This is a genomic window from Paenibacillus sp. V4I3, assembly GCF_030817215.1.
Classification (GTDB): Bacteria; Bacillota; Bacilli; order Paenibacillales; family NBRC-103111; genus Paenibacillus_E.
This window is the reverse complement of sequence record NZ_JAUSZA010000001.1, coordinates 1784157-1799241: the sequence shown is the minus strand read 5'-3', so window position 1 is coordinate 1799241 and position 15085 is coordinate 1784157. Positions and strand designations below refer to the sequence as shown.

9 protein-coding genes are annotated in these 15085 nt (G+C 48.5%); all 9 read right to left on the bottom strand.

All coding sequences use genetic code 11. The annotated features are described in order from the left end of the window. Positions 1-5: 5 nt before the first annotated feature. Complete coding sequence (locus QFZ77_RS08430) at positions 6-1955, bottom strand: hypothetical protein (RefSeq protein ID WP_307438438.1); 1950 nt, start codon at positions 1953-1955, stop codon at positions 6-8. A gap of 86 nt (positions 1956-2041) precedes the next feature. Next, positions 2042-2965 (bottom strand): eCIS core domain-containing protein, encoded by a 924-nt coding sequence (locus tag QFZ77_RS08425; protein ID WP_307438436.1) that lies wholly within the window; start codon positions 2963-2965, stop codon positions 2042-2044. A 133-nt stretch (positions 2966-3098) separates the two neighbouring features. After that, positions 3099-4544: a PP2C family protein-serine/threonine phosphatase gene (locus tag QFZ77_RS08420; RefSeq protein WP_307438434.1), complete on the bottom strand. Its 1446-nt coding sequence runs from the start codon at positions 4542-4544 to the stop codon at positions 3099-3101. A gap of 21 nt (positions 4545-4565) precedes the next feature. Beyond that, on the bottom strand, positions 4566-4901 hold the full coding sequence (locus QFZ77_RS08415; protein WP_307438433.1) for an STAS domain-containing protein: 336 nt from the start codon (positions 4899-4901) through the stop codon (positions 4566-4568). Continuing rightward, positions 4898-5335 carry an ATP-binding protein gene (locus QFZ77_RS08410; protein WP_307438431.1) on the bottom strand — a complete coding sequence of 146 codons (438 nt, stop codon included), beginning with the start codon at positions 5333-5335 and terminating at the stop codon, positions 4898-4900. The genes QFZ77_RS08415 and QFZ77_RS08410 overlap by 4 nt, the downstream gene beginning before the upstream one ends. A 53-nt stretch (positions 5336-5388) precedes the next feature. Next, complete coding sequence (locus QFZ77_RS08405; RefSeq protein WP_307438429.1) at positions 5389-8421, bottom strand: MFS transporter; 3033 nt, start codon at positions 8419-8421, stop codon at positions 5389-5391. 59 nt (positions 8422-8480) lie between these two features. Then, positions 8481-8963 (bottom strand): GNAT family N-acetyltransferase, encoded by a 483-nt coding sequence (locus QFZ77_RS08400; protein ID WP_307438427.1) that lies wholly within the window; start codon positions 8961-8963, stop codon positions 8481-8483. A 21-nt stretch (positions 8964-8984) separates the two neighbouring features. After that, entirely contained in the window at positions 8985-11750 is a 2766-nt protein-coding gene (locus QFZ77_RS08395; RefSeq protein WP_307438425.1) for an adenylate/guanylate cyclase domain-containing protein, read from the bottom strand. 17 nt (positions 11751-11767) lie between these two features. Continuing rightward, on the bottom strand, positions 11768-15070 hold the full coding sequence (locus QFZ77_RS08390; RefSeq protein WP_307438423.1) for a stalk domain-containing protein: 3303 nt from the start codon (positions 15068-15070) through the stop codon (positions 11768-11770). Positions 15071-15085 lie beyond the last annotated feature (15 nt).

The following is a 15085-nucleotide window of genomic DNA, read 5'->3' as shown; positions in this document are numbered from 1 at the left end:
CTCTCCTACTCTCTTTGGGCCATGGCTTTAGTCAACATGCCTCTCAATTCATCTTTGTTCTCAAAATTCTTAAGAGCCGGTAAACTTACTCCAGCCGCTTCTACATAACTGCGTACATGCTCGTATCGAGCAAGAACAACTGGATCTGTAGGCATAGCTACTGCTACAGGTATAGCTATCGGTGCAGGCACAGTTGCCGCAGATGCTGGTGGCTGTGTCGTTGCTGCGGGGGCCTGTCCTGATGTTGCAGGTGCTGGTGCCGATGTTGGTGTTGGCGCAGCAGTCGCCGGAGCTGGCGCTGGCTCGTATAGCTTAGGAAGATTCCTGATCAAATTCAGAATTAAATCCGCATCCCGCCCGCGTTGTTCCCGTTTCTTATCGGTCGACTTATTAGCATCAAAAACGGCTTTGGTAATTCCCCATGCGCCGGCTTTGGAGGCCCGATCGCGGCCCGCTTGTTTCAAATTCCTCGCAATCGGCATCGCGGCGCTTACGCCCGAAGCCACAATTTTGAGCGGCGTTCCGACTTGCGCTCCGACCCCAGTCAATGTTGCAATGTCTGCAGCTATTTTAGTTAACTCTAAACCGATTTGCAAGCCGCCGCGTGTTGTACGCTTCACGTTAATATTTTTCATTTCTTTCGCTAATTCATACTCAGCGATTTCTTCAAGCTGCTCTGCGGCACCTGCAACTCCTAGCGCCTTCTTCCGTTCAAGTTCCGCTTTATGCGTCGCAAGCTTCGCTTTATCAACACCAGTGTTACGGAACCAACGCTTAGCAATAATGAAGTCTGCACCAGTATGCTTCCCTTTAAAGTCACGTTTCAACGTTGTCATGGCCGAGCGATTTAAGCCGGCTTTAATGACATCAACGGTTTTAATCGCAATTTTCACACCACTTACAGCAATGCTGACACCTGGTATTACGGATGTTAAGCTGGCTGTGCTTGTTTCCATAAGCTTCATGATGCCTTTGGCTACTTTGAGACCGGATTGCGCAGTCTGGATGGCATTGCTAATAATTTCAATAGCGCCTTTTGACTTTTCTCCCTTGTCCAGACCGCCATTTTCAGCATGCTTACTGTACAAATCATAAATCGCCTTAACCGTCAAAATGGCGCTCTTAACAGAAGTTATCGCTTCAGCAACCGTTCCGGAATAGTCACTGACGGAGGAAGAAGCACCCACGCCATTTTCATGGCCTGTGGATTTAGCTGATTTATCTATCAAACCTGCCGATCCGCTGACCATTTTACCTCCAGCTTCGGTTATGGATAAGCCTGCTGACGCGTAGTCTAATTTTGTTCGATCATCTTCAGAAATAGCTAGCATTTCTCTCATCGTACTCAAAATTTGGAACGGTCCGCCAATGAGATCCGCTGTCGAAGCTACAGCTCCCGTGCTATTCGATAGTTGTTCTTCACCTGTATTATTCGATTTTTTGAAGGACTCATCCATGTCCTCTGATCTCATCCCGAAACTGTCACTGAATGTTGAAACAACGCCAGATCCCATGTCCGCACTTTCTTTAGTCCCGTCACTCTGCGGGGCAGCTACTGCTGTTGCTATTGCTGGTGCTGGTGCCGGATTTGCTACCGTTGTAGGGGGTGCTATTCCGGGAGCAGGTTGCGCTGTTCCTGGTGCCTGGGTTGCTACAGGCGTCGGTGTTGCTACAGTGGGAAGTGGTGCCGGCGTTGCTGCAACGGGTGGCGCTGTTGTTGCCGTTGGCAAAGGAACCACTTGCGGCTGGGTAGCCGCAGGATTTCTCTGAATGAGTTGATTAGCATAGGCTTGCGTCGCACGATTGCCTGCTGTTCGCTGCATTTGCATAAAGAAGTCTCTTCCCAGAGGAGACACTTGAGGTGAAGTACTGCTTGTCTGAGGGGCTTGCGATAGTTGAGCCCTTTGGTTAGATGTGCTGGTTCGTTTGGATTGGAACTGGTTTCCTTGTGCCATTCAGGCCTGACTCCTTTATACAATGTGATCGTGCATGCGAAAAAGCAACAGGATGATAGGAAGTCCCTGTTGCCGATGAATCAACCTTATTTGCCGCCTCGCTGCTGGATAACATGCGTTAATTCGTGACCGAGCAGCTCCTGCCCTTCACGGCTATCAGGGTTATAGCGACCTTCGCGGAAAAAGACATCATTGCCAGTTGCAAATGCTTCTGCACCTAAGGAAGCGCTGAGCTTAGTCGACTCCGCGTCATTGTGTATGTTAACATTGCTAAAATCAGCTTGAAAGGCGGATTCCATCTTGGCTTGAATCTGATTATCCATCTTGCTGCCGCTGCCTTGTTTGGACTTAATTTGTGATTCGATAGAAGCCCCTGCATCGAAGCTTCCGCCACCTGACGGCTTCATTTGCAGCTCTTCCTCTTCTGATTCTCCGCTCTCCGAGCGCTGGATTGCTTCGCCCGACGGCTTCATCTGAAGCTCATCTTCTTCCTCCATACGCTGGATCGTTTCCGCCGATGGCTTCATCTGAAGCTCATCTTCTTCCTCCATACGTTGGATCGTTTCCGCCGATGGCTTCATCTGAAGTTCTTCCTCTTCCTCCATACGCTGGATCGTGTCTGCTGGCTTCATCTGAAGCTCATCTTCTTCCTCCATACGTTGGATCGTGTCCGCTGCTGGTTTCATCTGAAGTTCTTCAGCCTCCGAACCTGCACCTTCACTCTCCGTACGCTGAACGTCTGTCTTAGATGCCCCGCTACTTTCTGATGCTGCGATATGATCAGCTACTTCTTTACCGACTTGATCGGCCTCTTGTTCATAAGAATCACCCACGGGTCCAACAGTAAGCTTCGTCTGAACAGTCAGCATACTGCCAACAGCTTTGTTGCCAATCGTGCGCTGAATATTCATCAGATCTGCTCCTGCAGACTGTCCTTGCGTACTGCTTTTGGTACGATGATTCGTTTGCAAAGAAGTATCTGGTTGCCTGTTAATACGTGACTTTTGCATTGGCATGAACCCCCTATAGTGGTATTTCCCAGCCTTATTTCCCATCCGCGGATGGCTTGCGTCCCCTAATTATCCGTGTCTGAACGCATGAAGTCATATAAATTCACTATATCACAACTATATGGCTTTGAGGTTACATTTTGGTTGTTCTGTCTATAACAAGCACAGCAATATCATCAGACTGGACAGCGCCATTCGTGAAGTCATCTACGCCCTCAACCATCCGCTCAAGCATGCGCGTTTGATTACTTGCTTGCTCCTTCGACAATAGATCATAGAGTCGGGAGAAGCCATATTGTTCCTGCAGCCGATCCTCAGCCTCTGTAATCCCATCGGTATATAGTATAATTCGATCGCCAATACCTAATGTTATTTCATTATCCATATAAAGCATATCATCCATAACGCCAAGCGGGAGACCCTTCTTCCCTCTCAGCTGCTCCACGTCTCCGCTTTCCCTTATGATATAAGGGGGACAATGACCACCATCGCTATAAATTAACTGTCCCGTTCGTACATCCAGTAAACCGCAGAAGATCGTCGCAAACATCGTTGAGTCATCCTTATAAAGCTCCTGATTGACTGACGTCAACAGCTCTCCAGGAGTCATCTCTGAAGTCATCTTCCCTTTCAACAATGTCATGGTTACAGCCATGAATAATGCCGCAGGGATTCCTTTGTCAGATACATCGCCAAGCACGAAGAACAAGCGATCCGCTCCGATACAGAAGTAGTCGTAGAAGTCCCCACCCACTTCACGAGCAGGACGAATAATGGCCTGTGTCTCCACGACGGCTACGTCAGCACTTTCAAGACCTTCCGCTTCAGTTGAGCTGCTCAGATCACCTTCAATGCCGCCGCTGCTTAAACACAAACTCCCGCGAGGCAGGAATCCCATTTGGATATCGGTGGCAATGCGCAACTCACTTTCCATCCGTTCTTTAGCAGCCGTCGTCGTTTTCAACGCATGGATTGACTTCTCAAGCGCTTCATACAGCATGGCATTCTCCAAGGAGACCGCCGTTGGCGATGCAATGGACTCAAGCAGCTGTAAATCGCGGTCAGAGAAATGGGCGCCATCCCGCTTGTTCAACACCTGCAGCACACCGATAATTTTACCCTTGCTTACCAGTGGTACGCAGAGAAGGCTGCGCGTCGGATAATCGACTCGTTTCGCTACCTTCGACGACCACCGCTCATCCTGCCCAGCATCATCAACCTTGACCGATTCGCCGGTCTGAGCCACCCAGCCTGCGATACCTTCACCTATTTTGAGGCGAATTTCACGAACTTCATCGCCTTTTTCACCTAGCGCAAGGTCAAAGAACAACTCCCCTTTTTCCTCATCGACCAAAATGACCGACGAAGCTTCCGCATTCATAATGCGGGAAGAGGTTTCCATGATTTTCACAAGCAAGTCCTGCTTGCGGATCGTCGAATTTACTTCCAAACTTACATCGAATAGCTGCATAGTTCTCTGAAGCTCCAACTCTGCGGATCTACGCTTTCGCTCGCTCAGCTGCCAAAAAACGACAACCACTAGACAAACAATGAGAAGCACACCAACAACGATATTCATCTAGCGCGCCTCCCTTTCCAACTATGAAATAGCATGGACAGCATCCGCTTCCGTCTCATAAATTGAGAAAATCCGGCTAAATCCCGACATGTCGAAAACATCTTTCACATGCTCATTCATTCGTGCCAGCGCCAGCTTGCCTTGAATCACCTTAATCATTTTGGCTGCTGCAAGTAAGCTTCTGAGCCCTGCACTGCTGACATAGTCAAGTCCTTGAAGATCAAACACGAACTTGCCATTCCCCTGCTCTACTAGTTTTGCAAAAGCCGATTCCAAGCTCGCGGATGTATTCGCATCCAGTCGGCCGTTTAAGCTTAGCAGCACGATATCGCCTTGCATTTGCTCGGTTATCATCATGATATTCCCTCCTCCTTGATTCGCCATTTTTTCATCATTAGAACATTTTCCTCGTTCAAGCGTTCATATACAATGTCATCCATTACCTGCTTCACAAAGTAGATGCCGAGACCGCCAATCCCTCGATCTTCCAAGCTCTGATCCACAGTCGGACTAGACTTCAACAGAAGATTAAAAGGCACTCCGCGATCTGTCATTCGAAGCTCCCAACCATCGGGGACAAGCCCCAAATCAATGCGGATCGTATGCATACGGGTTTCACCAGGCGGATAGCCATAGAGAATGATGTTCGTCACAAGCTCGTCGCAGACTAAATTCACTTGGTACAACGTATGGTCATCCATGCCCATAGTCCCCGACAAGCCTCGTAAGAATACACCTAGCCGTTCGAGTTCCTTCAGATCATTGCTCAAAACGATGGACTCTGCTGACACGACATTCACCCTCCCAGACGCTGATTACTGAAGCCACTAGCCGAATAACCGATTTAAGCCATTTTCAAAAGCATATTTTCGAGCAGCCGCACTCTGGCACTAGAAGCATGAAGCAGCCCAATCCCGATCTCTGGATACAATCTCACTAGCCGAGACAAGCTTTCCCCTTGCAAAGTGAGCACACGCACCTCATCGAAAATCGCTTGAGCTGTAATCGAGGAAGGAGATCCGTCTAATGCCGTCGTTTCGCCGAGTGCTTGCTTCGGTCCTAGTACACCAATCGTAACAGTCTCCCCAATACCTGTCTCATTGCTCAGCTCTACATTGCCTTCAATGATGAGATACATGGCCGCATTCCTCTCACCACGGCGCAATAAATAAGTAAGATCCTCATGTACTTCCTCCGTTGCAATCCCTGCAATTAAACCTAGTTCATCCACGGACAGGTCCGCGAATAGGGAGACCTGCTTCAAGAAAATAACTTTATCCAGCATCGTTAAAAACTTGCGATCTTCCTTCATAACGGCACGCTCCAGTGAACTTAGTGCATAAACAGCAATATCTCGAAGCCAATCATCCGACCAAATCTTAGCTTCTTGCAAAATAAGAAGCGGCTCCGTCATTGCTACACTGCTTCTCACAGTCTCTTTCTTTAATAATTCCAACAGAGCCAAGGCCAATCTGCGATCGCCGAGCCCCTCAGCAAGAACTTCCAAAGCATTATCGCGAACTTCGTCACTCTCGTCCTGAGTCGCTTCGCGGAGTGTCGTAACCACACGCTCATCTACGAACTTGGTCATTACCGCCCACGCGCCACCAACCAACGCATTATGCAGCTCCCCGCAGCGTTGGTTGGCAAGCTCGGCAAGCCCCTGCATCCCCAGCTCTTGAAGAGCAGCCGGCAATGCGCGTTCCTGCGTGGAAGCAAGCATTCGACTTACGCAGCGATCAACTAACTCTGATCGTAATTTACTTTCATCCAGCAACTCAGCGAGCGCTGTAACCGCCGAATTCCATATAAACGGATTCACATGATTCACGCCGTTCAACAAGGCTGGCAGAGCCTTAGCCCCCATATCTATGAAAGCCTCGAGAATGGCCTTGCGCAGCTCTTGATCTGCGAGTGGCACCATCGACAAGAGGTGGGGAATTGCATCCACCTGCTGAAGCTTACCAATACAGTGCGCAGCCGCAACTTTGACAGCAGGACGATGATCATCGAGCAGCGATAACACCCATGCTGAATAGGAATCCAGCTTAAGATCAGCGACAGTGTGACAGCCATAAACCGCCCATTCACCACCGTTATCGAGCATTTTAATAATTGCCTCGTCACAGGCTTGATAGCTTTCTTCACTTTCCAGCGCATAAAGCGCCTTAACGCCTTCGTGCACAACCTTCGGATGGTTATCTAGCAGCTTAACACGAATGAAGAAATGCGATTGGCTTTTGAGATGTGTTGCCTTTGAAATCAACTTCACACTCTCCGCACGTACCTCAGGGTCCTCATCCTCCAAGAATGAAGCCACCTGCACGAGATCCTGAATCGTTGCCCCTTGCAAATTCATCGCCCGCAGCACAGCAATGCGGATTCTTGAGCTTTCCTCACCAATCATTCCGATCAACTGCGGCAGGAAAGCGGAATCTTTCGCTTTACCAATCACTTCGAGCGCCAGCTCTCGCACATAATCATTCGGATGCTTCAGATAGCCGAGCATGGAGGATAAAGCTTTGGAGCTGCGAATGCCCCCGATAAAGGAGCCCGCAATATCCGATAGATCCGCATGCAAGGATTGCACACTTTTGACCAATTCACGTATGTATAGATTCCTTCCGAACCAAGCTACCACGACGAGAATAGCCGCTACAACTACACCTACCCAAGCAAGAGGTGACAGCTGAATTAGGCCAAACGAATGCAGCAAAGATAACAGTGAACCGATTAAGATCCCGCCCGAAGCAGCCACACCCTGAGCAAAATAACGATAGCCATCGCGCCTTCCGATAGGCATCATTTTGAAAAAAAGCTGATAGCACGGCTCCGCAATGTAATACAGCAGAATATAAAAAATGGCATAAGAGCCGGACACCATCACGAGCCCCAGCGATTGATTTAAAAACAAAGCAGTAAGTCCAAAGCCGCCAAGGAAGATGACCGTAATCGCCAGCAGCATATTACTCGCGCCCAGCCAGTTCATTAAGCGGGTAGATACCGTTTGCAGAAGCAAGCAGATCGTGAATTGAATAGCGGTAATTAATCCATAAAATGAGGTTAAATCGCCTTCCTGGGGGAACTTGCTCTCAGCAACCGTGAAGTACTGATACTCGATCATAAAATAAATCGCAGGCATAAGTGTCATTAAAGCTATGGCACAAAGCAAGAACGGGCTGCGCAGTATATGTTTCACATAGTAGCCAGCAGGCTGCTGTTTCTCTTCGCTTGGGCTTAAATCCCCCTGTGCCTTCAATCGTTTATCTTCTTTCAAAGTCAAAGGCACCAAATACCGTGCCAGCGCTTTGCGGAAAAAGATGAAGCCGAACACCATCAACACTGGAGCGAGCGCATACACCGCTTCGGTACCAAGCAGTTTACCAATTTGGTGGGCGATCAAGCCTGCCGTAATTCCGCCGGTCGTCGTTGAAGCGATGAACACCGGCATTAACCTTTTGGCCTGCTGTGTCGGACACAGATCGAAGGCCGTACTCCAAAGCAGTAGCGTGAGCTGTCTCACGACAAAGTTGGAAGACAAGAACAGAATCGGGTAGTAATACCGGAAATCAATACCGCCAAGCTTAAATCCAAGCAGCACGGCACCATTGAGGAGCAGCAATCCTATCATAATTAGGTAGAGCGTTGTCATCATTTTGGCCTTGGGCAGCCGATTCGCCAGCTTCGCTAAGAGCCAGCCCTCTAGAGGCATAATTGCCGCTTCTACGATATAGATATAAGGTAAATACTGCACACCGAATCTTTGGTTAAAAAGCGCCATGAACGCGGTATAGTTCAAGGATTCAGCAATCCCGCTAAAATAAAAGATCGGCAGCATCATCCATAGCTTCCGAATATCTTCAGTGCGCAGTCCCATCCATCTGGTTAAGCTTCCTTGCATATCATCAGGTCCAATCTATTATTTCATTAGTTGATTCACAGTGGTTTGTAAAAAGCCAGCCTGGCTTCACCTTCATAATAGTAATTCGGATAAGTGCCGATTAATTCAAAACCATTCGCTCTAAACATTTTTTGGATGGGCTGGTACTCTGGTAAATCACAGGTATATGTAAGTATATATCTTCCCTCCGCTAACCTGGCGAACGTCTCCAACGCTTGGAACAAAATCTTGGCAAAGCCATGTCTGCGGTACTCGCGGTGTACAGCTAAGTAATCCCACAGAAATCCTCCGGATTGATGCTCATTTTCCTTGCAGCTGGTAACCGCAATAATGTCTCCTGATTCGTTCTCAATAAACCAATGACGATGATTGCGCTGCGTTAAACTAAGCAGGGGTGCATGACGGAAATGTTCTAGTTCTCCCGGTGTATGCCGCTGGTCATCAAAAGATTCCGAAGACAAATAGAAATCCGTAATACGCATTGCGTCCTTTTCCGTTGCTAATTCGTGTACATGCATGCCAACATCGCCTCTTTCAAATTAAGAAACAGATAATGTACCATTCCACTCTGCTGTTGTACCGTTTTGGAAGTATTCATCACAAATATAGAAATACAGCTGTGCTGCTTTATCTTGACGGTTTTGCTTAATGACCATTAAGAACGCTTCACGAGCATCATAGAATCGCCCTACTTGGTAGTACGTTACAGCTTGCTCGAACAAAGCTTTGGTTTTATCCTTCAGAGTTCGGATCGTATCCGGATCCCCCTGATACACATCGAACAGATGAAGCGGCTCTTTGACCCCTTCTACCTGAATCAATCCCAAATTGCGATAGTGGAAGCCGTCTGCCTGCTCCAACGATTGAACCACATAATCGGTAATGAGAATCGATGCCCCTAGCGGTTCCGTCATTTTCTCCAGCATGGTTGCCAAATTAACACCGTCGGAAATCACATTGCCTTCCAAACGCTGCTCCTCACCAATGATCCCTAGTCGGAGCGGTCCTTTATGCAAACCAATGCCGAAATCAACTGGCATATAGCCAACTTTGGCTCGATGAGAATTATAAATGTCCAATTCTTTACGCATTTCAATACAGGCTCGCAGTGCTTCATCTGCTTGATTCGGGAATAATGCCATGAAGCCCGCGCCCAGGTACTTATTCATGAGACCTTGATGATTGCGCACATAAGGTCCGAATCTTTTCAGAAATGAATTGACGAAATTGAAGTTCTCTTCCGGCGAGAGCCTTTTGGACAGTTGATAAAAGCCTCGGATATTGAAAATTAAGATGGACATATTTTGCTCCACCTGATCACCGAGCTCGACATCTAGGATGCTTTCTTTGTTCAGAAAACGCAGAAATTGCTGCGGCACGAAGCGATAGTAGGATTGGCTGAAATTTTCTACCTTGGTGATGTAGTCTCGAATGCGAGCAGCCATCGTGTTGACACTGTCGCCTAGGTCTGACACTTCATCCCTTGTGTTGATCGTAACTATCGTATCCCAGTTACCCTTGGCAATCTCCCCAACGCTATTGCGAAGCTTACGAATCGAAGAGAGCAGCACATAGGTCATTAGAAAGAGAACGAGCAGTAAGCCTATCGAAATAAAAGCAATGTTGCGAATGATCGATTGAAGTACCGTTTGGCGATGCTTGAGGATGCCGTCCAAATTTTTACTTGTTTCGAAAACACCTACAATTTTACCCGCTGAATTAAAAATAGGAGCAATCGCATATCTCCACTCTCCGGAGAAATCCTGCCATTGGCCTTTGGACGGCTTGCCTTGCAGCACGACCTGCTGATTCTCAGGTGTTTGAAGAAATGGATTGAACATATGCATCCCGTCATCGTCTTCCAAAATACGATAAATGACGCCGTTCTCATATTTATAAACCGCTTTGTAAAAGCCTTGATTATCATCTTGTTCATTATTGTCAAAGACAGCTTGAATCTTTTTACGGAACGATTGATAAACAATTCCATTGTAATCCAGAGGTGAACTAAGACTCTCCAGCTTATCGCCATCAATCAGGTTTTGACCGTTTTTGGCCAATAAAAGAAGCTCGCTGAAGGTTTCTTCTTCCATTTTCTTCGAGAAGCTAGTGTAAATGACGGTAGATAGAAGAATCATCGAAACCGCGATGACCGGCACTAAAATAATAATTTGTTTCATCATGAGAGGGAGACGACGCTGCAGCAAGTTAAAGAAAACGATTTTGATTACATACAGCAGAAGTAGAATTCCTGCTATAGCGATAGACCAAAGAATAATGGCCTTTGTTCTCGTGGCTTCGCTATACAACGCCTCTACTAGGGAGGGGGTAATGGTTCCATCCGAAAGACGGCGATTAATTTGAGCTGATTCTACTATAATGAGGCTGCCATCTTGAGCGATACTGCTATTCGTTGCATCGAAGGCAAGCTCCACGCCGCTAGCTTTGGCTTTATCCTCATTCACAAGGCCTTCGATAATGTAGGGCTGTTTGGGATCGAGTCTGGAGATGGATTTGCTGTTGAAATCGATGAAAATAAGCCGTCCCTGAATATCCAGATGCAAGCTCTCCGGAAAATTACGCCTTGTACGGTCAAGACCGGGAAGCGGATAAACCAACTCGGAGCGTCCATCGCTAAAAGCCCGATAAATTTCTCCGCTGCGCGTTGAATAATAAATCTCCCCTGGCTTGTAACCGTCTGCCTCGGACACATATTTATTCTCCGGAAGCTTAATCGTGTAAACGGACTTCGGCTCGGAGGAAGAAGCTTCTCCAACTGGCGCCTGATATAAGGTTAATTGATGTACTTCGTCGTTGAAAAAGTACACCATACCTTCACGAACCTGAACATTTCGTAAGGACCCCAGTCTGTATCGTTTCGTTTGTGAATCATATTCTTCTGTAAACAAGCTGCGATCAAACTGTCCGTCAGGCTTATAACGAACAATCTGCTCGGATTTGACTGCAATGCCGTACGGATCCAGCAGTGTACGGATGGTATAGAGGTAGCCTTGGTCATCAACGGCCATATCATTAAAGCGATACACTTCCCCGTTCTTCCCCGTCTCACTTGTGATGGAGAATTCTAGAACACCCTGGCTGTTCAGCTTGTGAATGGTTTTTTTGGCATTATCGATCACGAACAAATTGTTTTGATAATCAGAGACAGCCTTCGATAAACCATCGAAGGGCATGCTTTTGTTAAAGGGCCATAGCGTAAAGCTATCCCGGTGTAGACTAAGATAAGTACCGGCAGCACCTAGAAGCAGCAGTACAAGCAGCAATGCCGCAATCGATTTCTTCATCGCACTTTAATCTCCTCTTAATTAGAAATCTGAATAATTTGAGTAGGTGCATGCCAGTCGACCTGAAGTCCTAATGATTCGGTTATGAACCTTAGTGGCACATAGGTCTTTCCTGCGAGCAGCAAAGAGGGTCCATCGATCTGGGTCGGCTCGCCATCTATATATGCCGTAGTATTATTAATACGGCTAGTGATGGTCGCATATTCCGTGCTTACCGTAACGGTAAGGCTTTCTTGCTCCCAATCAACGGCCGCACCGAACGATTCGGAGACGGACCTTATAGGTAAATAGGCCTGCCCGTTTATTATAACAGGCGGAACGTCGAATTTGATGAAAATATTGGGAGAAAGTACGTTTTCTGCCGAAATGGGTTGAATCGTGACAGGAACTAGGCTGGAATCTGGGTTAGAGTCGGATTCAGACGCAGAATCAAGCGCAGAACCAACAGAACCGTCAGAAGCAGACGCAGAGCTTGTGTCTACCGTTGTGATGTTAGTTAGGGTGGTTGAGATCTCGGCCAGAGCTTGCAGCTCCTCTGGCGTGTATTTGGCTTTCTCTTGCTGCTGGAGCTGCTCCAGCAGCTTCGTTATTTGCTGTTCCAGCTGCTGCTGCACGGCTGAAGCTGGCGGTAGCGTAGCCGCCAGCTCCTGCACAGCGTCAAGCTGCGCGAACAGCGCGTCCTTCTGCAGCGACTGCATCGCTTCGTCGACGGCTTGCAGCGAGTGGGTCAGCGTCGCGACCCGCTCAGGATCCTGCTGCGCTGCGCTAAGCGCAGCTTGGAGCTTCTGCTTCGCCTCTTTGAGCGAAGCTAAGCCTTCGGATGCGCCAGTTTGCGCATCCGCGAGCTGCGCCTGCGTCGCCAGAAGCGGCTGCAGCTGAGCTGCTGCCGCTTTCGGCTCGCCGGCGGCGAGGGCTTGCTCCAGCTTCTGCTGCTGGAGCTCGGCTTGTTCGGCCAGCTGATCCTCGCTGGCCTCGTTCCCGGCGGCCGGCCCTGCGCCGCCGGGAGTGCCTTCACCGCCCGGTTCGACCGGCGGTGCGGCTTCTTCGGACAGCGCTGCGATCAGCGCGTCCGGGTTGTTCACCAGCTCCATCTGCTTGAGAGCTGATTGGCTGTCGCCTTTCAGCAGCGCTTCCAGCATCCCGAGCTGGGCCTGTGCATCCTTCAGCTGAACGGCTAGATCAGCGATCTCGCTCGGCTTCAAGTCCGTTACGGCCGCTTCTTTGGCCGCTTCCAGCTTCACGATATCTTTCTTCAGCGTATCGATCTGCTGCTGCAGCTGTGCGGGTGTTTCCAAGGATGCAATAACTCCCGGCTTCGTGATCTCGACGGTAACCTTCAAAGCAGCCTCTGCTTCCTTCGTCAGCACAGCAGAACTGCTTGGATCGGTTAGCGCGTTAGGGTCTAGGGCATTATCCATGCCGACCCAAACCGCCCCAGGCTCTTCCGATTTATAAAAAATCCCTTGCCCCGACTTCGTTATCGTGGCTGCTGCTGCGTTATAGGCCGCTGGGGTTAGCGCGTCCAGCTGTACTTTGTAGGAACCGATGATGACGGTTCCCAGCCCTTTTTCTTCTTCAGCTGAACCTAAGGCATTTTCGCCTGTGCCGCCACCAGATTGGCTGCCTGAGTCACCAGCCGTTCCATCCTCGGCAGTTGCAGCTACTAATTGCCCTGAATTCCCTTTTCCTTCCAGAGGTAGTTCATCGATCTTTTTCCCTTTTTGATATAGCACAACCTTCAGCTGATCGATTGAACTAAACTTCAGCGATAAATTACGTACAGGCTTATTTATTTTCGTCCGCTTCCCAATAGCACGGCCTTCTTTCGTAAACACCGCGTACTCCGTAGCGCCCAGCTTTTTATTTACGGTGATGCTGAAGTCGCTAAGCAGAGGACCTACAGCAGGCTTCAGCTTCCAGGTTCCTAAGGGCGCCTTTGGCTTTTGGGGCTTAACCGCAGCAAGTCCATCATCAAGGTCACGATAAGGCAGGATACCTTTCTTTAACGTTCTTTCGACCGCTCCTCCGGTATCTATATCCAGCTTACCGAGCGCCATTTTATAACCCATTTGTGCAGATAAAATTTGTTGATCAGCTTGAACGACAGCGTCCTTATAAGCCTGCAGCTCATCCGTTTTCATCAGACTTAATTTCAGTTTCTGGTTCGCTTTATCCAGATTGGCTACCGCATTGTCTTTATCACGCAAAGCCTGCGCATAGCCTTCTTCGGCCCCTTTTGCTTCCAAAAATGACTGCCGCACCGCAGCAATGACGGCATTCCGGCTTTCCTTCTCCTGAAGCAGCGCTTTATTTTGCTCCATAGTCGCGATCGGAAGCGCATCCCTGAGATCATCCAAATAGCGCAGCCCGTCAAACTCCCCTTGAAGCAGCGATTTGGGAATAGGAATGAATCCAAGCAGCATGAAAAAGCCTTCCCAATCCTTCTTCACTTGTGAAAGTGTCGTTTCATAACTAGCTAGGAACAGCTCCATATCCACATCTTTGGCTTTATACATACCGTCCATGACCTTCATTCGCGCTGAACCAAACTTAGAGCTGTACAAATCACGCGTCGTATTCAGCTTCTCATCTGCTAACCGCCGATCCTCCGTGTCCTTAAGCAAACTAAGCGTCGACTTTTGAGCCCTTGCGATATAGGCAGGCAGCTGCTTCTGATTCAAATCCGCGTAATCCGGCTCAAACGAAAGCTGAACTTTATTTTCCATTTCCAAATTCAGCAGCTTGCCCAGTGCTAGACGACTAGATTTGGCCGTTAGCTGCGCTTGTTTATATTCTGATAGCGACTTCTCCAGCGCCTTATCTGCCTTCTCCTGTTCAGTACTATCTGCAAGACCGAATTTCCGCTTCTTTTTCACCGTTTCCACCGCTGTCTTAGCTTCTTCCGATTTCTTCCGTGCATTTTCTTCTGCCACTGCATCTTGATAAGCTGCTAAATAAGCTTTTTGCACATCAAATCGGGCAGTATTCGTCGACTGCCGCAGTGTTTCCTGCGCGATATAAAGCTGCTTGCGTGCTTCAGGCACCTTCAAACGAGTCGATAATTCCTGACCTAAATTGCGAGGTTTGGCAAATAGTCCGGAAGTCTTAGCTTCCTCATTTTTAACCGCATGCTGCGCTTGCTCCAGCTCTATCTTTTTCTTTAAAATATCGGTCTTGGCATCCCGCAATTGCGAACTTATTTTCAAACCCTGATCGATAGCTTCCCGCATGGTTAAAGACTTCACCGTCGCAGCTTCAACTCCCGAGCCCGCTGCCACAATCGACGATGCTCCTAGCAGCAGCACAAGTCCCAACTTCACAAATTTTACCCCTAT

What these genes read in the sequence shown, in the direction of transcription:
- QFZ77_RS08430 (WP_307438438.1), bottom strand. Translation starts at nt 1,955, where the DNA reads ATGGCACAAGGAAACCAGTTCCAATCCAAACGAACCAGCACATCTAAC.
- QFZ77_RS08425 (WP_307438436.1), bottom strand. Translation starts at nt 2,965, where the DNA reads ATGCAAAAGTCACGTATTAACAGGCAACCAGATACTTCTTTGCAAACG.
- QFZ77_RS08420 (WP_307438434.1), bottom strand. Translation starts at nt 4,544, where the DNA reads ATGAATATCGTTGTTGGTGTGCTTCTCATTGTTTGTCTAGTGGTTGTC.
- QFZ77_RS08415 (WP_307438433.1), bottom strand. Translation starts at nt 4,901, where the DNA reads ATGATGATAACCGAGCAAATGCAAGGCGATATCGTGCTGCTAAGCTTA.
- QFZ77_RS08405 (WP_307438429.1), bottom strand. Translation starts at nt 8,421, where the DNA reads ATGGGACTGCGCACTGAAGATATTCGGAAGCTATGGATGATGCTGCCG.
- QFZ77_RS08400 (WP_307438427.1), bottom strand. Translation starts at nt 8,963, where the DNA reads ATGCATGTACACGAATTAGCAACGGAAAAGGACGCAATGCGTATTACG.
- QFZ77_RS08395 (WP_307438425.1), bottom strand. Translation starts at nt 11,750, where the DNA reads ATGAAGAAATCGATTGCGGCATTGCTGCTTGTACTGCTGCTTCTAGGT.